The 19,567-nt window shown below is 39.7% G+C and carries 12 protein-coding genes; 2 read left to right on the plus strand and 10 right to left on the minus strand.

The genetic code is table 11. The annotated features are described in order from the left end of the window. Window positions 1-361: 361 nt before the first annotated feature. The 6 genes from IPU53_RS00440 to IPU53_RS00465 form a co-directional block, all read right to left on the minus strand. The gene (locus IPU53_RS00440) at window positions 362-2,767 is read right to left on the minus strand and encodes a glycosyl hydrolase (protein WP_242697968.1); all 2,406 of its coding nucleotides are present in this window, start codon (window positions 2,765-2,767) and stop codon (window positions 362-364) included. 92 nt (window positions 2,768-2,859) lie between these two features. Further along, window positions 2,860-4,473 (minus strand): extracellular solute-binding protein, encoded by a 1,614-nt coding sequence (locus IPU53_RS00445; RefSeq protein WP_207446293.1) that lies wholly within the window; start codon window positions 4,471-4,473, stop codon window positions 2,860-2,862. 149 nt (window positions 4,474-4,622) lie between these two features. Then, entirely contained in the window at window positions 4,623-5,519 is an 897-nt protein-coding gene (locus IPU53_RS00450; protein WP_207446295.1) for a carbohydrate ABC transporter permease, read from the minus strand. 30 nt (window positions 5,520-5,549) lie between these two features. Continuing rightward, the gene (locus IPU53_RS00455; protein ID WP_207446896.1) at window positions 5,550-6,479 is read right to left on the minus strand and encodes an ABC transporter permease; all 930 of its coding nucleotides are present in this window, start codon (window positions 6,477-6,479) and stop codon (window positions 5,550-5,552) included. A 231-nt stretch (window positions 6,480-6,710) separates the two neighbouring features. Continuing rightward, complete coding sequence (locus tag IPU53_RS00460; RefSeq protein ID WP_207446298.1) at window positions 6,711-8,327, minus strand: extracellular solute-binding protein; 1,617 nt, start codon at window positions 8,325-8,327, stop codon at window positions 6,711-6,713. Window positions 8,328-9,764: 1,437 nt separating this feature from the next. Continuing rightward, window positions 9,765-10,295, minus strand: coding sequence for a GNAT family N-acetyltransferase (locus IPU53_RS00465; RefSeq protein WP_207446299.1), 531 nt, complete (start codon window positions 10,293-10,295; stop codon window positions 9,765-9,767). A gap of 290 nt (window positions 10,296-10,585) precedes the next feature. On the opposite strand from IPU53_RS00465, the gene IPU53_RS00470 reads away from it, so the two are divergent. Beyond that, window positions 10,586-10,810 carry a hypothetical protein gene (locus tag IPU53_RS00470; protein ID WP_207446301.1) on the plus strand — a complete coding sequence of 75 codons (225 nt, stop codon included), beginning with the start codon at window positions 10,586-10,588 and terminating at the stop codon, window positions 10,808-10,810. Between the two features lie 132 nt (window positions 10,811-10,942). Here IPU53_RS00470 and IPU53_RS00475 read toward each other — a convergent pair whose 3' ends face one another. Both IPU53_RS00475 and IPU53_RS00480 read right to left on the minus strand, forming a co-directional pair. Further along, window positions 10,943-12,361, minus strand: coding sequence for an alpha-L-fucosidase (locus IPU53_RS00475; protein WP_207446303.1), 1,419 nt, complete (start codon window positions 12,359-12,361; stop codon window positions 10,943-10,945). Window positions 12,362-12,582: 221 nt separating this feature from the next. After that, window positions 12,583-13,407 (minus strand): phytanoyl-CoA dioxygenase family protein, encoded by an 825-nt coding sequence (locus IPU53_RS00480; RefSeq protein WP_207446305.1) that lies wholly within the window; start codon window positions 13,405-13,407, stop codon window positions 12,583-12,585. 82 nt (window positions 13,408-13,489) lie between these two features. Here IPU53_RS00480 and araC point away from each other — a divergent pair, with 82 nt between their 5' ends. Then, window positions 13,490-14,320 (plus strand): arabinose operon transcriptional regulator AraC, encoded by an 831-nt coding sequence (araC, locus tag IPU53_RS00485; protein WP_207446307.1) that lies wholly within the window; start codon window positions 13,490-13,492, stop codon window positions 14,318-14,320. A 236-nt stretch (window positions 14,321-14,556) separates the two neighbouring features. Here the strand turns inward: araC and IPU53_RS00490 are convergent, their stop codons facing one another. Together IPU53_RS00490 and IPU53_RS00495 are read right to left on the minus strand one after the other, a co-directional pair. Next, window positions 14,557-16,785: a glycoside hydrolase family 3 N-terminal domain-containing protein gene (locus IPU53_RS00490; RefSeq protein ID WP_207446897.1), complete on the minus strand. Its 2,229-nt coding sequence runs from the start codon at window positions 16,783-16,785 to the stop codon at window positions 14,557-14,559. A 180-nt stretch (window positions 16,786-16,965) separates the two neighbouring features. Continuing rightward, window positions 16,966-19,500, minus strand: coding sequence for a beta-mannosidase (locus IPU53_RS00495; protein WP_207446310.1), 2,535 nt, complete (start codon window positions 19,498-19,500; stop codon window positions 16,966-16,968). Between the last annotated feature and the right edge of the window lie 67 nt (window positions 19,501-19,567).

The raw sequence follows: 19,567 nt of genomic DNA on the forward strand, positions 1-19,567 counted from the left end.
ACAAAGTTCTTATTAAGGTATAGCCAAATTTTTTAATTAGCTACGGAGCATAGCGCTAAGGATCAAATAACCTACGACAATTTTAGCCGTAGGTTATTTACGTGAGATCTTTCCTTTTGAGAAAGGAATGGATGCTCCTGAAATATTTTTGAGAATCTCTCCCCCTCGTTCAACAAGTCCTTCTAACGAATGGCCAATTCTTCTTTCAAAAGATAGTCCATATCTCCCTCATACTAAGTCGGAAAGTTTATCCTCCATGCATTTTGGAATATAATATCTTTCAGGTAAGCCGATAAAACCACTATCTAAATGCGTCTTAAAGACAACATGTAGCTTCTTCTTTATAAGATGATACTCCGCCTTATTCAGGGTTAACTGGAATGGTTACTAGTCCTTCGTTCAGCTCTTGGCACTTCTCAAGTAGCTGCTCCGGACTTTGCTTTTCTGAAACTACATAAAGCTGATAGTCAAACTCATAAAAGCCGGATAAATCTACTTTAAAGTTGGTTTCCCAAAAGTTATTCATCACCCATGAGTAGACAAAGTCCTTGTTTTTCTTATGGGTGTTTTTATTACACAATTCAATTTCATGATGATCCAAAGTCCCTAAAGTGATTAATGGAGTGTCCTTGATCGCGACAAGTAGGGCTTGTTCCTCATCTTTAAATGCTAATCCATTCTGCAGCAGGTAGAACTCGGTATTGGTACCAGGCAACTGATCAATCGCCGGTCTGAATACGCTTCCTGTCTTCTCGACAAATAGCTCGCTTGCTTCCCCTAAACTAAATGGAAGTGGGATATAAAGATTTTCAGGAGCCCACTCATTTTGCTTTTGAATCCTTACATTAACGCCAATTTTCGGCATATCTTTATACACCTTTAAGACCACATTATACATTTCCGTTCCGGCTAATGCGAAATCCATTTTAATCGATGTAAACAGTTTTCCATCTTCTATTACTTTCATATTTTTCAAGCTTGCTTCGTAGCGCTCTGATAATCTTCCTTTACGATTGAGTCCCATCACTCTTCTTTCTGTACTAGGATCTGTTTGAATTGGCGTTTTTTCATAAACACCAGCAAACGGTGCATAAGGGGCATCTGGATGGATTAATTCCTCTCCGCTACGCTTATTAACAAATGATTCAATTCCTGAGCTATGATTAAACGTGATTTTATAATCATTTGTTTCCATAACATGAGTATTCGCCATCTTTTCATATCCAGGATACGCGGCTAAATCTGCCACACCAGCATGGTTCACGACCATTTTCTTTTGCGGAGCTTTCCCTCTCCGCAATTTAACTATTCTTTCTTCCTTAGGATCTAATGTAATAGCAAATTCAATCTGGTTCCCTCTAGAGATAGATGTAAGCTGTGAATCTAGCACTTCATTCGTTTGACAATCTACAACTTCAATAGAGTTATCTAAATAAGCCCCATCAATATGCTCCCAATTCTTCATTTGAATAGATGTATAATCAGTCACTCGATTATGATGAGGATTGACAACTTTAAAGAACTGCTCTCGGTCTATTTGATGGGCAACTTCTCCAAGATTGCTTAGCACTTCATCTAAATTTTTCGATATAAGGCGATTTGCGTTGGTCGCATATGCAGCTTTCCGAAAATCCAAATCATTAACTAATGTATTCCACGGTTCTCTTACGGAAGAATTGTAGCCCCAAGTGTGTTCTGCGTATAACATTAGCTGATATTCGGCCTCTTTTAAAAATGGCAGCTTCCCTAACTTATCTTCTGGATCTAATTTTTTTGATAAGTGATATTTGCGTTGTGCATCACGGTATATTTTTGTTGGTGCTGGTGTAGAGCCAACTCCATCTGCCCACCAGTCTGTCCAGTCACCTGAATAAGTTGGAATATCGATAGCTTGCTTACGTAGAAATTGAAAAAACTCATTCAATGTGATCAATTCAATTTCTACTTGCTCACCATGCTTCGCATTCCATTTATGAATCATTTCCATTAAGCGCGGATTAGGAGGTGAATTATCCGTCCCAATTCCAGAAATCATATTAGGAATAAAATCAAATGGATAATCTTCTTCTTCTAAGTTTTCTAGGTACGTAAAGATTCGCTGTTCTGCAATATCCATTTGATCAGAGGTTGTCACTGTTGCTGAGCCTTTATTGATTCGATAGCTATTTGGAATAAGCATAAATTGGTTCCCCATATGGTAATGGTCCCCATTCCAAACTAAAATCTTATGACCTTTCGGTGTTTCCCACCAAAAAGGAATTTGCTTTTTATATAAAGGAAACATCCCATGATGCGTATGGACGCATGTAAACAAGTTAACAATCCCATTTTTATATAAGGTTTCAGCATACCCCCAAGAAAAACCGTTAATATCTGCCGTCATTGCGGAATTTAGATCAAGTTGGTTCGTTTCCGCATATTCCCTTCCCTTTTGAAACTTTTGATCTAAAATCTCATTATCTACTAATTCCGTCATATTTAAATAAGTGAGGGAAATATCAATAAATCCTGCTTGCACATATCTTTTGAATTTTTGTCTATATTCTTCATTACAGTTTTCAAGAAACTGTTCTACTTGCCAAAAATTCTCACAAGTCCATTTAAAGCCTTCCCATTCTTTTTTTGTACCATTTTCGATTGCCTCTATGCTATCAATAGCTGATTTAATATAATCCACATGATGTCTTTCAATTTTCTCTTGGCGATCCGTATAGCCAATATCAGTATGCGAGTGTTGAATAAAATATAGCTTCCATTTCTTTTTCATCTTAAGCCCACCTGTCATTTTTTTGCTAAATATACTTAAGCCCTTACATTTGCCGATGTTCCATCCTACTTACCTTTATCAAGGTACTTGGATTATTGATTTTGAATTCTTTCATATTGGGAACGTCTAATTTCTAAGTAACGATCAATCCCCATTTTTTCCAAGTTGTTTACATACTCTTCCCAACCTGTTTCGATATCAACCTTCCCTGTTACAAACTTCGCACGCATCTCTTCAACATATGTTTCAACATCTGTCAAGATGGCGGAAATTTCAGCACCTTCTTCCGCAGTACTTTGGAATTGAGGTAGGATGGTTTCTGGTTCTAATGCTTCAATTTCATCAGTATTTACTTTATATATGTCATCAATTTCTAATCCTCTTGCTTTTACACGCCATTCTGGATCCGGTTCAACATATGGATAGAATGCACCATAAACATTATCCACAAACTGGAATGCTCCTAATTGAATACCCCCATCATAGTTTAAAATTTCATCATTATAAAGTGGTGCCCCATCAACCATTTCATATGTTTCTCCTTCAATTCCAAAGAAACCGAAATTAGAACCCTCTTCTCCATAGAAGAAATCGACCCATTCAAGCGACTCTTCCGGATGTTGATTATCCTTTGTAATCATAAATTGAGTAGTACCACGAGCAGGGTGATCAATCCAGTTTAAAACTCTGTCACTATTTGGTCCATCAAAGGCATGGAATCCAACAAAGTTGTCCGCAACTTTACTGCCAAGATAATCAGGACCTGGGTGAGAGAAAACACCAACCTTATCTTGAGAACCTTCTGTTACCCACTCCTCATATTCCATATCAGAAAATGTTTGCGGGTGAAATAATTCTTCTTCCCAGAGCATATTAAAGTATGACCATAGACTTTTGTACTTATCATCCGTAAGCGTCAATTGTAATTCGCCCTTTTCGTCTAAATAAAGATTCATCTCAGCAGCCTTTAGACCCCCCTCTCCCAAACCAAAAGGACCAAGCATTTGTATTTCGAAGCTTCCAATTCCACCTGGTTTTAATGAAAGTGGGACCTCGTCATTTACATCACCATTCCCATTGGCATCTTCTGATTTAAATTTACGAAGTACATCTGTAAATTGATCTAGTGTTTTGATAGACGTAGGGTCATCAATACCGATGTTCGCTAACCAATTTTTATTAATGTAATACCTTGTAGAACGCTCTGGACCTGAGAAATCTACATACGGCAAAGAATAAATATGCCCATCTGGCATTGTAACTGCTTGCTTAATAGATGGATTTTCTTCAAATAATGCTGTTAAATTTGGTGCATGCTCTGCGATCAAGTCTTCAAGTGGAATAAATAAGCCCTCTTGTCCATATTTTCCCACCTCATCTGTCGAAAAGCCGAATCCTCCATAGAATGCATCCGGTAATTCCTTAGATGACATGATAACATTCTTTTTCTCTCCTCTGCTTTCATCAGGGACTTCCTCCCATTCGATATGGATATCTGTCATTTCCTCCAGCTTTTTCCACATCCATAACTCATCTGCGGGTGGATGAATACTGCCAAAACCTCTCTTCATAAAATGTAACGATAACTTACCATCTTTTGTCTCATCACCTTCCTTACTAGCTTTAGAATCGTCATTGCTACAAGCCGTCAGTATCATCGAAAAAGTTAGAAGCAAAACCAATCCCAACCATGAGAGTTTTTTCATCTCACTCCTCCTAAATGGAAAATTCTATTTATATCTGAAGAATGCAGTCGCATCCAAGATATCAAGTTTTTTATACTTTCAAGAAATTTGAAGTTGCCTGCTTAACTCTTCTCGGTAATGTTTGATAAATAGTCCCTTTAGTGATAAACCTATCCTTTTAATGAACCCACCATAATGCCCTTTTCGAAAAACTTCGATAACAATGGATATAGAATTAACAAAGGTAAGGTTGATACGATTACTACTGCATATTTCAAGCTTTGTTTTTCAATCATTCGGTCTGCATACCCTGCATCCACCGTTGTTTGAAGCATTTGTTCCATCGAGTTCTGTACCAAAATCTCCCTTAAAATAAGTTGTAATGGAAATTTCCCTCGATCTGTTAAATAAATTAAAGCTTCAAAGTAAGAGTTCCAGTGCGCTACCCCATAAAATAATATCAATACGGCAACGATTGGTGTAGAAAGGGGTAATACAATTTTATATAGCAATTGAAATTCCGAAGCACCATCCATAAAGGCACTTTCCTCTACTTCCTTTGGAAGATTTGTTTGGAAATACGTCCTCATAATAACGAGATTAAAAACACTAATTGCTGGTGGAAGAACAAGTGCCCACATCGTATTCATTAATCCTAGTTGTTGGTTTACGAGATAGAGCGGAATTAATCCACCGCTAAAGAACATCGTCAGTACTATAAAAAATGTAATAAGGTTCTTTCCATAAAAGCGATCCCTCGATAATGGATAAGCCCCTAAGATTGTCATAACAATATTTATAACTGTTCCTATCGTTGTATAGATAATTGTATTTTTAAAAGCAATCCAAATCTCCGTGTTTTTAAAGACTTCTATATAACTTGTTACATTAAAGCCCTTGGGCCAAATAAGTAGTGGACTTTCATAAATTAACCTCGGATCACTAAACGAAGCAAATAACACAAAGATCAGCGGATACAAAAATATGAATAGGATCAGGATGACTGCCATGAAAATAAAACCATCCAATATTTTTTCGCCTGTTGTCCTCTTAATTTGATTTAACATAATGCCACTCCCTTTCTGCAAACGCATGCATTACCAAAGACTCGTCTCGTTTACCTTTTTGGCAATCCAATTCACTGTAATGAGAAGGATACAACCTACTACATTATTAAATAATCCTACGGCTGCGGAGAAACTATATTGGGCTTCGACAATACCACTCTTATAAACATAGGTTGCGATAACCTCTGACATTTCCAAGTTTAGTCCATTTTGAAGTAGTAAGATTTTTTGAAAGTCTGAACCCATTATTCCTCCAACTGCTAAGATGGCAAGAATGACAATGGTTGGGCGTATTCCTGGCAGGGTGATATGCCATATCCTTCGCAGTTTACTCGCTCCATCGATATAGGCTGCTTCATATTGATCCTGTGGGATTCCTGCCATTGCAGCTGTATAGATAAGTGATCCCCATCCAACCCCTTGCCAGGTTCCTGACCATACCATGATATGCCAAAAATTATCTGGATTCGCTAGAAAGTCAATACGTTTTCCTCCAAAAGTTTCAATAATCGCGTTGATTATACCGTTATTAGGTGAAATGAAGAAAAATAAAATTCCTACTGCGACCACGACTGATAGAAAGTGAGGGGCATAAGCTATTGTTTGTGCGACATTTCTAAAAACCTTTGATCTTAGTTCGTTAAACAATAATGCAAGAATAATAGGAGCAGGTATACTGACTATTAAACTATAAATACTCAGCCCTAATGTATTCTTCAAAAGTCGCCAAAAATGGAAGGAATTAAAAAATCGTTCAAAGTGAGCCAATCCAGCCCATTGACTGTCAAATATCCCCAATGCAGGTGAAAAGTTTTTAAAGGCAATGATTACTCCATACATCGGCCAATAGTGCCAAATGATAAAATAAATGATTGCTGGTGCGATAATAATGTACAGCGGAATATTCTTTTTAAGCTTTTTCTTCACTTCTTGTAAACGACTTTTATTTTGAACATTCATTAGTGGCGTTTGACTAACAGTTTGTTGCTTTTTCACGTAATTCCCTCCTCTTTTTCTACTATGTTTATATTTTGATTTGTCTTTCACCACCTTCCAAAATCTTGTCTCTTAGATAAAAACTTTGACTAATCGCCCTTTATCCCCCGCTTATGCTTCTTTGAAGTCTCATAATTTGAAAGCAGGGGACTTATGGACGGTTACATCAGGATAAATACACCAAAAGGATTTGGATTATTGATTTTGAATTCTTTCAAATTGAGCACGTCTGATTTCTAAATAACGCTCAATCCCCATTTTCTTCAAGCTGTTTACATACTCTTCCCAATCTGTTTCAATATCTGCTTTACCTGTTACAAACTTTGCACGCATCTCCTCAACATATGTGTCAATATCTGTCATGATGGCAGATATTTCGGCACTTTCTTCCGCAGTACTTTGGAATTGAGGCAGGATGGTTTCTGGTTCTAATGCTTCAATTTCTTCAGTATTTGCGTTATATATATCATCAATCTCTACCCCTCTAGCTTTTGCACGCCATTCTGGATCTGGTTCAACGTATGGGTAGAATGCACCATACACGTTATCCACAAATTGGAATGCCCCTAATTGCACACCACCGTCATAGTCTAAAATCTCATCACTATAGAGTGGAGCTCCATCCACCATTTCATATGTTTCCCCTTCGATTCCGAAGTAGCCAAAATTAGAACCTTCTTCACCGTAGAAAAAGTCTACCCACTTAATTGTTTCTTCAGGACTCTGATTATCTTTCGTAATCATAAATTGAGCAGTACCACGGGCTGGATGGTCAATCCAGTTTAATACCCTGTCACCATTTTCTCCTTCAAAGGCATGCAACCCAACAAAGTTCTCTGCAACCTTACTTCCAAGATAGTCAGGAACTGCCCATGAGAAAACACCGACTTTATCTTGAGTACCTTCTGTTACCCATTCTTCATATTCCATATCAGAAAATGTTTGCGGGTGGAATAATTCTTCCTCCCACAGCATATTAAAATATGACCATTGACTTTTGAACTTCTCATCCGTAAGCGTCAATTGTAACTCATCATTTTCGTCTAAATATAGCTTCATCCCAGCAGCCTTTAGACCACCATTCCCCATGCCAAAGGCTCCAAGCATTTGCTCCTCGAACATACCAATTTGACCCGGCGCTATGGAAATCGGGACTTCATCGTCGGCATCGCCATTGCCATTGGCGTCTTCTGACTTAAATTTACGAAGTGCATCCGTAAATTGATCTAATGTTGTGATTGATGTAGGATCATCAATACCAATGTTTTCTAACCATTTTGCATTAATGTTATATCTTAAAGAACGCTCTGGACCTGAAAAATCTACATATGGTAGAGAGTAAATATGTCCATCTGGCATTGTGACCGCTTGCTTAATTGACGGATTTTCCTCAAATAATGCTGTTAAGTTTGGTGCATGCTCTGCGATCAAGTCTTCAAGCGGGATAAACAAGCCCTCTTGTCCATACTTTGCCACCTCGTCTGCTGAAAATCCGAAAGATCCATAGAACGCATCCGGTAATTCCTTGGATGACATGATGACATTCTTTTTCTCTCCTCTGCTCTCATCGGGAACTTCCTCCCAATCGATGTGGATCCCTGTCATTTCCTCCATCTTTTTCCACATCCATAACTCATCTGCCGGTGGGTGAATACTGCCAAAGCCCCTCTTCATAAAGTGTAACGATAACTTACCATCTTTTGTCTTATCACTTTCTTTGCTTGCTCCTTCGGAATTGCCACCTGAACAAGCAGTCAATATCATTGAAAAAGTTAGAAGCAAAACCAATATTAACCATGAGAGCCTTTTCATCTTACTCCTCCTAAATGTAGAATTCTTTTTTATATCTAAAGAACGCAGTAGCATCCTAGATACCGAATTTCTCGTATTTTCAAAAAACGTTAGAAGTAATACCATTTATATAACAGCCTCATAATGACAAGCTTAAAAACACTAAGCCTTTACATGTACTAAGCGTTCCTTTCCCACTTGCCTTTATCTTTATTGCTAATGGTTCTCACCTGAATGCTCGGCTCCATCTGCCACCACATGCTTCCTCGAATTTATCCACCGAAAAACGATACAATCTGTTTGGAAGGATTGTACATTGCGTTTTACAGCCGTTCTAATGAATTAATTGAATTTTCGAAGCTCTGAAGAGTGCTAATCCATTCGCTTTTTTCATGCTCATTTTTCTGGCAACCGTTTTCAAATCGTTTGCAGATAAATAATCTTCGATTGTACCATCTAAAGATTAGTTTTGATAATTCAAGCCATCCGACGGCAAACCATATTTTTTACGATCCTACCTTTTTCAATGAAAGTGGAGATACTGCTCATCCCTAACATTCATTTGAACCATTCTATATTTTTTGAGATGAATAAAATTGTTCAAATGCTTGTTTGATATAACTTGGATTCAACGTTTGACAAGCCGTTCTAACAACTTGCTTTCGTTCATAGTAGTATAACATTCTATTGTTATGACATTGACTCGGGTGTGAATACTTGTCTATGACCTCTTTATAACCGCTGTATACCTGTTTCCTTACCTGTATTTCTGAAAAAGAATATACATGATATACCTCCTATACTATAATGTCCCTTTGTCATGACATTATATCACAACCCAACGTGTAAAATTGTCTTTTTAAACGCCTACTGCCAGAACGCTTTACATGCTTTGTCATATCTTCGCAAAAAAATGGTTATTAGGGGTAATACCAGCGTAGCTGACATGGGTAAAAGTATAAGAACCCTCCGCATTTGGTCTGGAGAGTTCTTTTAGGAGTGATAAAGTGAACCTTCAATCAGTGGGGGTTTTCTTTCATCCCCCACTGATTTCAGAGGATCAAAGGCTAAAATCGCGACATCCTGTCGCTTCGTCTGCACTAGTACATCCTATACGTCGCTACGCCTTTGCGACCAACATCTTGTTGGCCCGAACCAATCGGGCTTTTACTCGAAGAGGCGGAAGCGCGACGTACAAATTTAAAGGGTTCTGACGGGATAAAGGAAACACGATGAGCCCAAAGGGCGAATCGATGTTGACTTACGCAAACAGAAACCGTAAATTTGCTAGTCACTAGTCGCTGAAGCTAGATTAGGGCAGTGTATCCCTCACCTATGCTTCTCCGTATTCTCTAAAGCCTTGAGATGGGGGAATTACTGCCCGTTAATGCAGGATAAATGTACCAATTGCAGCCTGTTGTTAAACTAACGTGCCCATCAGCTTAATAAGCCCATTTGCTATAGCATCACCTCTAATTGAATGTCACTAATTTCTCGTTTATAAATAAACTCATTTATCTCTGCCGCTAGAACACAACCCATTTTATGATAAAAATTTTGAGTTTCCACTGATGGATGTGCACCTATATACAGTTTTTCCGCACCTAATAATTTTGCAGCTTCTTTTGCCTTAAGAAAAAGATACTCACCAATCTTCTGTCCTCGGGCGGGGCGAGTTACATGGAGAAAAGATAACTCTCGATAAATAGACTCGCTTCCAAATGGTACTGCTTCAATAACAGCGAATCCAATCAATTGTGCCTCTTGTTTTGCAATTACTACAGCACCGCCTTTTTTAATCGTTTGTTTAAAATGCTCGACAATCTGTCGTTTCTTTTCCAAGGTCCAATTGTCTTCAAACAAATCCTCGTTCTCAATCAATGTTCCCTGATCATTGAATAGCACTCTTGTTGTTCTTTGAAAACGTTCAAAAGAATCTAGCATCCCAGGTAAAACATCTTCAATTTGTATAGCACTTATTGTAAGCATGGATATTCACTCCTAAAAACCATATTAAAGTTGAATTACAAACACCTAAGCTTATTTTACTAATATTACCTCCTTAACGTAACTGTCCATTACTTCAAATAACGAAAAAAGGAGTAGCCGCGTTGGAGATCCTCCACTATCGTTTCCAGATAGCGTGGAACTACGCCACTTTTTACTAACTTGTCTAAAAAAGCAAGGTGTGGACGATACGCTAATTCAATCCTATTCAGGACACAAGAGCAGAAAGTCACTCGAGGTTTACTTTAGATTGGCAATTGGGGAGGTACAAAATGAATATAATGAAGTCATTATTAACTCCCAATTTAATACATCTTATTGCGATCACGAACTCATTACAGAACGATTCAAGTGCTGCTGGAAGCTTAATTCAAGGAGTTGTAATTCGAGCGATCATTTATACAATCGTAGTTTTAATTATGATCCAAATGAAAAAGGAAAAAACGGGCAAAAATTGCATTAGCAATTGGATTAGGCGTAGGAACTCTCTCTTATAATCGAACCCATTAGATGGTTTTACGTAAACAATTATCCACAAGCTACAATTTTATAATTTACTAGGCCACAAGAAATAGGCTGTTATAAAAGTCATTGAATAACTTTTATAACAGCCTTAGTCATGTTCCTTATTATTTACTATTATAAACCGCAAAGGAAGAAATCTGTGGACACCATCTCGATGCTGAAATCGTGAGTCGAATAAAGCGAGCTTTTGTCTCATCGCAACGGCAAATGCGTTTATAGCCAATCACCGTTCCATCAAACAATGGCTTCCATTCATCACCCGCTTTATATTCGAGTTCAAATTTTTCAACTCGCTGCCCGTAACGATATTCCTGCAAAACAATATGATCAAATTCCTGTTCATTTTGTAAATCAATTTCAACCTGGGCTTGTTCAGTTCCTTCTTCAGGGGCCCAAAATGTGTCTTTATTATCATCAAACATGGCATTTGCTTCATGTCCGCTTTGTTCTTCTGTTGCAGTTGCTGTCGCCTCAGTCGCCAGATTTTCTTGGAAGATTTCGCATATCCGATCCCCAAGTTCTTCTAAACGTTTGACATCATTTTCATGAATAAGCCCCCGTTTATCTGGTGGCAAATTCAATAAGAACATGGCGTTGCCGCCAACTGATCCATAATAAACATGTAACAATTCATCTAATGATTTAACCTGATCATCTTCTGTGGCATGGTAAAACCAACCTGGTCGAATGGATGTATTGACTTCTGCTGGGTACCAGACCAGTTCATCTGCCTGCTGAATCACCTTTCTACTTCCCAAATCCTGATCAACTGCCTCATATTTTTGAGCGAACGCGCGATCATCCGTTTGTTGAGATTCTTCAGCAATTTTTTCCGTTTCTCTTAATTCAATCGGAACGACACTCCATTCCGATTCTCGACAATGTCCTGCTTCATTTCCACACCAGCGCACATCTGGTCCACATACAGACATGCTGGCATTTGGTTGCAATTGGCGCACAAGGTCATAATAAGAATCCCAATCATATTGTTGGCGCTTTCCATTCGGACCTTCTCCACAAGCACCGTCAAACCAAACACTGAAAATCTCACCGTAATTCGTTAATAGCTCTCGTAATTGATTCTTGAAATATGTATTATAGCGAGGAGAATCTCCATATGTAGGCTCGTGGCGGTCCCATGGAGATAAATAAACCCCAAATTTCAAGCCTTCTTTTTGACAGGCCTCGGATACTTCTTTCACAAGATCGCCTTCACCGTTTCTCCACGGACTATTTTTCACTGAGTAATCCGTATACTCACTTGGCCATAGGCAAAAGCCATCATGATGTTTACATGTGAGAATTAGCCCTCTCATTCCAGCGCTTTTACAGGCCTGTACCCATTGCTCCGCATCCAATTCCTCAGGATGAAAAATGGCGGGATCCTCTTTTCCGCTCCCCCATTCCTGATCGGTAAAGGTATTAATGCCAAAATGAATAAAGCCATAAAACTCAAGTTCTTGATGCTTCACTTGTCTTTCTGTCGGTTGTACATGAGCTGCATAATGAATAATCTCTTCCATCGTTATCTCCCCTTCCATGTTGAGAGGCTGGGACATAAGTATTTTCATCAAAGAAAAAGCCGAATTCTGCTAAGGTAATGCATTGTTCGTTTTGGGGCTTAACGTTTTAATTATGTCCCAGCCCCTTTTTTAGCTTTTGTTCCTGATTTAAAGCATTACTGGAAAGGTTGACAACAAATATAGAATGATTTATTTTTAAAAAAACTCTTCAACCTAACCAGTTAATGCAATTCAAATTCATATTCCCAGTCAATCCCACATGGCAAACCTTCCGCATTCGCATTCGTGTCGACTGGTGTTCCGTCAAATCGATATAGGGGCGCATAGCCATGACCGATCCGACTTGTCGATTCTCCTACATAATGGCAGATAAAGGAGCGACGAAAGCGGTCTTTCGATTGATTAGGATAAGATCCATGAATGACACTCCCATTAAAGAATAGCACATCTCCAGCTTTCATATTACACTGTTCGACAGACTTACCTTCGGGAACCTCCACTTCTAAAGCTGTAAAAGACTCTTTAATATCTGCTTTATGTGGGCACATAATATCCAGTTCACTCGTTTTTGGGACAACAACAAGCCCACCATTTTCTTCGTCTGCATCATCTACCGCAACCCAGGCGGCGATACAAGTCCCAGGTTCAACCTTCAAATAAAAATTGTCTTGATGGAGCGCCTGCCCCCTTGATCCTGGTGGTTTAAAGTAAAACATACTTTGGGCCGCAAGCGGTTCCTCATTAAATAAATTTGCTAGGACTCGTTTGATATTCGGATGAAGCATATACTCTTTCAGCGTGCCATTCACCTTATGGGGATGGATCATCCTTGGATAAAGCTTCAGAGGGTCCTTCCCTGCTTCCTCTTTTGGAGCGGGATTGAAACACCCCTTGATCGGACCTCCAGCGTGCATATTCATTGCTGTCTTTTTTATTTCATCGATTTCTTGCTCAGTAAGAAGACCTCTAGCGATCCCAAACCCTTCATCGTGAAACTGCTGAACAAGTTGCTTATCTAACATATTACTTTCTACACTTTTCTCCATATTGTCCCCTCCATTTTATATTTTCATAGGAATGGTTACGTTTGCATTGTATAATAGGGAGAAAACGAAAGGAATACAGAAAATGGCTAATCATTATCATGATCCTGCTACATATCATTTTCCTAATGTCCTCGTTTCAGGCCATTTTTCCAAAGCATTTGGGTATGAAACCGTTCGTTCAGAAGGGACACATGATTGGCTTCTGACCTACACACTGAAAGGAAAAGGCGGTTTCCAAATTGGAGATGCTGACCTCATGTGTCAACCTGGTGATATTATCATATTAAAACCAGGAACACCGCATCATTATTATACAAGAAAAGAAGAGGTTTGGGATTTTCTTTGGGTCCATTTTATCCCTCGCCTAGATTGGAAACCATGGCTACAGTTACCAGAACAAGAAACAGGGTTATTATCGATCCATACAAACCAACCAACCTTGCAGAATAGGTTGACAACTGCATTTTTCAGATTAATCGGAGACAATCAACCATTTAATCGTATTTCTAGAGAACTGGCCCTTAATGCTCTTGAAGAAATCATTCTACTTATCTATCAGAAAAGCAACCCATTGTATAATTACATTCGAGATCCACGTATACAAGACATCGTAGAATACTTAACACATCATTATAACCAGCACCATTCCATAGCCGAACTAGCTAAGATGGCTTGTTTATCCCCATCACGCTTAGCTCATTTATTTAAAGAAGAAGTTGGACAGTCCATTATTGAGATGCTTATCACCATTCGTTTAAGGCATGCAACACGTTTTCTTCAATTTACTTCTCACCCTATAACGGAAATTGCAGAAGAATGTGGGTTCCAATCAACCAGTTACTTCAGTCAACAATTCTCTAGGGTTTATGGCATGAGTCCCACTGCTTATCGGGCGCAAGCCGCTAGAATATAAGAAATGGGAGGATTGGAAATATGAAAACGTTAAGCTCCAAAGATGATCTTAGCCTCCTGCGGGAATTGAGAGTTCGGCAAGTCCCCCTGAGGAGGCTTGCCACTCGCCCGCGGAAAGCGAAGTATATTTCTGAAGCAGTTGGTAAGAGCATTTTTGTCTTAGCCTCTTAAGGCTAACTTCCATGAAACCTTCTGGTACACAGTAAATTCTAGCTTCGAGAACTATTATAGTCAGGATTATTTCAACGCCAAAGTCGCTTCTAACGTATTGGTAGAATTCGCCCCTACCATCACTTTGATATTCCCAGGTTCAACCACAAAATTCATTTCGCGATTCCAAATGGCTAAGTCTTCCTTCTTTAATTGCAAGGTCACCATTTTCTGTTCATTTGGCTCTAACCAGATCTTCTGGAATCCTTTTAATTCTTTTACTCTTCTTGTAATACTTGCTTCCATATCTTTTATATATAACTGTACCACTTCGGCACCTGCTAGCTCTCCTGTATTTTTTACTACCACCTGGACTTCAACAGCTGCACCCTCGTTTATTTGTTCTAACGAAATGTATGAGGGCCCGATTTGAAGATGGTTGAATTCAAATCGTGTATAACTTAGGCCATAGCCGAATGGAAATAACGGTGTTCCAGGTGAATCGGTATATTGCAGGACTCGCTCTTTGTGATTATAGTAAACAGGCAGTTGACCGGATGAGCGCGGTAAGGAAACGGACAATTTCCCGCTCGGGTTAACATCACCAAATAAAATTTCTGCCAAGGCCTGTCCGCCTTCCTGACCGGGATACCAGCCGCACAGGATCGCATCACAATGATCTACAATATTGGCGATAGCATGGGGGCGTCCTTGAATCAGCACCGTGATAATGGGTTTTCCAGTGGCAGCCACTTCCTTCACCAATTGTTCCTGGACACCGCCCAGTCTTAAATCCGCGACATCCACACCTTCCCCGCAATCCATATCGGTCGGATTGCCGGAGACAATTGCTGCGCCATTGGAATCAAATTCGAGATCAAAATTCCGCATACTGCTGCCACCTAATACAAGAATTACGGCATCCGCATTCTCAGCAGCAGCAATCGCTTCAGGAAAACCTTCTTTCGAATTTCCTCGTACAGAACAACCCTTTACATAGGTAACGTCTCCCTCAGCTATATCCTTTATCCCTTGAAGGACGGTGCTTCCTTTTCCATCCTGCTGAATGGCTGTATAATCCCCGAGCTGATTATAAATTTGATCCGCATTCGGACCGATCACGGCAATTTTCCCTGTTTGCTTGCTTAACGGTAAAAGTTGATCTTGATTCTTCAGCAATACAGCCGACTCACGGGCGACTTGAAGATTGGCTTTTCTAAACGATTCATTCCCAACTATCTGCAAAGCTTTTTCTTCATCTGTATAGGGCTGATCAAATAAGCCGAGAGCAAATTTCAAATGAAGAACTCTTCGCACGGCACGGTCGATCAGATCCTCGGTTGTTTTTCCTTTTTCAACGGCCTGTTCTAGAGTTGTAAAGGCTGTATCCCATAGGCTAAGGTCAACACCTGCGGAAAGCGCCAAAGCAGCAGCTGATTCATAGTCACCCGCAAGCAGCCTTAAGCGATCAATGGCCACTCCATCCGCCATAACAATTCCTTCAAAACCCCATTCCTCACGAAGTATGTCTGTCAGTAAAGTTGTATTTGCGTGACATGGGATCCCATCAATTTCATTATAGGCGGCCATACACCCGAGTGCACCAGCTTCTACCCCAGCCTTCATTCCAGGTAAGTGGATTTCCCTTAATTCTCTTTCACCGATATTGGCTGGACCGGCATTATGGCCCCCTTGTCCTTCTCCTTGGCCGCTAAAATGCTTTAATACCGCAACAATTTTATCATCTTGAGCTAATTCTTCTCTGCTTTCCCCCTGTAGTCCTTTTACAGCGGCCTCAGTCATATTTGCGGCCAGATAAGGATCTTCACTGAAACATTCTTCCGAGCGCCCCCATCTTGGATCACGCAAAATATCTAATGTGGAGATAAGGCCTAAATGAGCGCCTCTAGAGCGGACTTCTGCTGCAACATGTTGATAGATATTCTTCATTAGGTCAGGATTCCAAGTGCTTCCCGCTCCAATGTTTGTCGGGATTAAGGTTCCATCTAAAGCTTGGTGTCCATGCGGACATTCTTCCGATAATAAAACAGGAATCCCTAAACGGGTATTCTCCATTACATAGCGTTGAATTTTATTGGCCCATTTTGCATTTTCATGAGTAGGAATGCCATTTTCATAGGTGACCGCAGACCAAGGGTCAGAACGAAACAGGCCATAAAGCGCCCCCATCCCATCTCCCAATGCCACTTGCTCTTTAAACGCTTCTGTTAGCTCAATACCATTTTCTGTTTTTCGGTAAGCTTCCCATCCGTACATTTTTTGATTAAGCTGGCCAACCTTTTCTTTTACTGTCATTCTTTGCAATAAATCTTCTACCCGTTCCTCTGTAGGGAGTGAAGTGTCTTTATATTTCACTAACTCACATCCGTTTCAATTGATTTTCCATTGCTCATTATGAGCCTTTTTCCGTCCGTAACACTTTGATAAGTCTCGCATACCATCAGGGAGGAGATGAAGCCCCCCTTGATGTAAGTTTCACTTTACGAAATCAGCCATGGAACGAACTTTTATAGCGCCCGGGTTCTCTAACACAAAGGCAGATTGACCATTGCTCCGCGCCGAAAATGTGATCTTTTTTGGAATACCCGGAATTAAATCAAAATAATTATCTGAGAAAATCCCTTCTTTTTCGGCATCCAACCAAATATTTTTGGCTAACACATTAGTCGTTAGGACGAAAGCGTAGTCTTGTCCTTCCACATGTTCGACTGAAATATTCGGTATCTCCAAGTCTATTTCTTTCATTTTTGCAAAATAATGTACTTTTTGATCTATTATTTGCTCATTTGTTTCCAATGAAGCATGTAACACAACATTGTTTGCTTTATGATTCTGTATGATATCTTTCACTTCTAGTTTATCAACCATCGCCACTGCATTGCTCTTCAATTGAATCCCTTGCTCATAAGTCCATAGCTTTTCCCCTGAAAAGTCGTATAATGTCAAGTGCAGCCTCCCTTCACTATCTTGAACAAGATCAGATACAACCATAAGATTCAACTCTTCATCCGCTTGATCTAAAATTACCATAACATCCTGGTAACTGTTCTTAGCTGTATATTGCAATGCTTTCCATCTTCCGTAATAATCCATACTGGACCATGATGCAACAGGCCAGCAATCATTCATTTGCCAATATAAAGTCCCCATACAATAAGGCTTTTGGGCACGATGCGCTTCAATGGCAGTTTTGATCGCATCTGCTTGGAGAATATGGCTCATATATAAAAATGCAGGGAAGTCTTTCGGTTCTTGGTAATACTGATCCATGTACTCTTTAATGAGTTGATTGCCACGCCCATTTTTTTGATGATGGAGCATCACAGGCGATTCTAATTCAAGCTCTGTTTCTTCCGCATAAGTTTGAACCGTTTTTAGCTCTGGAAAGGATTGGAAGCCATACTCGCTCATAAAGCGGCCGACGACTTTCTTATAATCCTCTAATGGTTTCGCTCCATGCCATACATCCCAATAATGCATATCACCACTTGTTGATGTGTATGTTGCATGCTGGTGTTCATCTCCTGTTAATTCATTCATTGGAGAGGATGGCCAATAATCTACCGCAGGTGAATGCTCCGTAACAACTTTTGGTAAAATCTGATGGAAGACTTCCTCATAATCAGCCCAGATTTTCTCGCGGATTTCTGCCGTATGGGCCTCCTTCCAACCCCATCCTCTGTTTTCAATATAATGAGCCCATGCTGAATCCATTTCATTATTGCCACACCATAATGCAAGCGAAGGGTTATTTCTCAATCTTTTTACATTCTCTTCAGCTTCGCGCTTCACATTGTCCAGAAAAGCTTGGTCTCCAGGATACATGCTGCAGGCAAACATAAAATCTTGCCAAACCATAATCCCGTATTCATCACATAATTCATAAAACATGTAATATTCGTAGATGCCACCGCCCCAAACACGTAACATGTTCATATTTGATTCTGCAGCACTAGCAATTTCATGACGATAACGTTCATAGGAGATATCTGTTAGAAAACTATCATTTGGAATATGATTCGCACCCTTAGCAAAGACGGGAACGCCATTTAATTCAAAGTAAAAGCTTTTTCCCGCTTCATCTTTTTCTCTAACTAAGCGAATCGTACGCAATCCTGTTCTTACCTTCTTCTCAGCAACCGCCTTACCAGCCTTTGAGAAACTGACTATAAATTGATAAAGGTTCGCTTCTCCAAGTCCTCTACACCACCACAGCTTAGGGTTTTCAAGCTCTAATGCTAGCTCAATCGCATGATTTCCCTTTTGGATCGATACTTCTTTTTCCAAGCTAAGCCCTTCTGTGGCAATCCGTACCTTTCCTGCCCAATCTTGATCTGCTTCTATTTCAATTTCTGCTGTCAATCGCGCCAATTGAGTTGTAACATGATCTTGGCGAATATAGAGGTCTGTAATACGGATGTCCGTCCAAGCTTGGATTTGTACAGGTTTCCAAATTCCACTTGTGACAAAACGCGGTCCCCAATCCCAACCATAATGGTATGGAGCTTTACGCGAAAAAATACTCAATCTCTTCTCGCCTAATCCCCCATCCTCTGAATGATCATTAGAAGCTGGTAAATCATAGCCAAGACTTTCTAGCTTCGGAAGATCTTCTTTTATAGGCGATCGGAAGGATACGAGCAAATGATTCTCCTTTTGTTTCGCGTAAGGCTTTATATCTGCCTTCCATGTGCGAAACATATTATCTGCAGACAGAATGCGTTGACCATTCAAAAAAACATCTGCATACGTATCTAAGCCTTCAAAGAAGATTTCCAAATTTTTTTGCTGAAATAGCTCTTCCGTTAGATCAAAGATTGTTTCATATTCCCAATCTTCCTTATCAATCCATTGCATAGCCAATTCATTTTTTCCATAAAAGGGATCCTCTATTTTGCGATTTGCCCTTAAATCAGTATGGACAGACCCTGGTACTTTAGCTTGAAGCCACTCCCCCTCGCCTTTCTGCCTAAAACGCCAATTTTCTGCTAGACTCATAGAATAGTTCATTGGAATCTCCTCTATTTCATTTTTTAATTGATCACTTAAAGGGGATGTTCAAAAAGTCCAATGAAAA

It is taken from the genome of Bacillus sp. SD088 (genome assembly GCF_017355205.1).
Taxonomy (GTDB): domain Bacteria; phylum Bacillota; class Bacilli; order Bacillales; family Bacillaceae_C; genus Lederbergia.

Excerpts from the sequence above, each read along its gene's own strand:
- IPU53_RS00445 (WP_207446293.1), bottom strand. The coding sequence starts at position 4,473 with ATGAAAAAACTCTCATGGTTGGGATTGGTTTTGCTTCTAACTTTTTCG.
- IPU53_RS00495 (WP_207446310.1), bottom strand. The coding sequence starts at position 19,500 with ATGAACTATTCTATGAGTCTAGCAGAAAATTGGCGTTTTAGGCAGAAA.
- IPU53_RS00470 (WP_207446301.1), top strand. The coding sequence starts at position 10,586 with ATGAATATAATGAAGTCATTATTAACTCCCAATTTAATACATCTTATT.
- IPU53_RS00450 (WP_207446295.1), bottom strand. The coding sequence starts at position 5,519 with ATGTTAAATCAAATTAAGAGGACAACAGGCGAAAAAATATTGGATGGT.
- IPU53_RS00465 (WP_207446299.1), bottom strand. The coding sequence starts at position 10,295 with ATGCTTACAATAAGTGCTATACAAATTGAAGATGTTTTACCTGGGATG.
- IPU53_RS00440 (WP_242697968.1), bottom strand. The coding sequence starts at position 2,767 with ATGAAAAAGAAATGGAAGCTATATTTTATTCAACACTCGCATACTGAT.
- IPU53_RS00455 (WP_207446896.1), bottom strand. The coding sequence starts at position 6,479 with ATGAATGTTCAAAATAAAAGTCGTTTACAAGAAGTGAAGAAAAAGCTT.
- araC (WP_207446307.1), top strand. The coding sequence starts at position 13,490 with ATGGCTAATCATTATCATGATCCTGCTACATATCATTTTCCTAATGTC.
- IPU53_RS00460 (WP_207446298.1), bottom strand. The coding sequence starts at position 8,327 with ATGAAAAGGCTCTCATGGTTAATATTGGTTTTGCTTCTAACTTTTTCA.
- IPU53_RS00480 (WP_207446305.1), bottom strand. The coding sequence starts at position 13,407 with ATGGAGAAAAGTGTAGAAAGTAATATGTTAGATAAGCAACTTGTTCAG.
- IPU53_RS00490 (WP_207446897.1), bottom strand. The coding sequence starts at position 16,785 with ATGACAGTAAAAGAAAAGGTTGGCCAGCTTAATCAAAAAATGTACGGA.
- IPU53_RS00475 (WP_207446303.1), bottom strand. The coding sequence starts at position 12,361 with ATGGAAGAGATTATTCATTATGCAGCTCATGTACAACCGACAGAAAGA.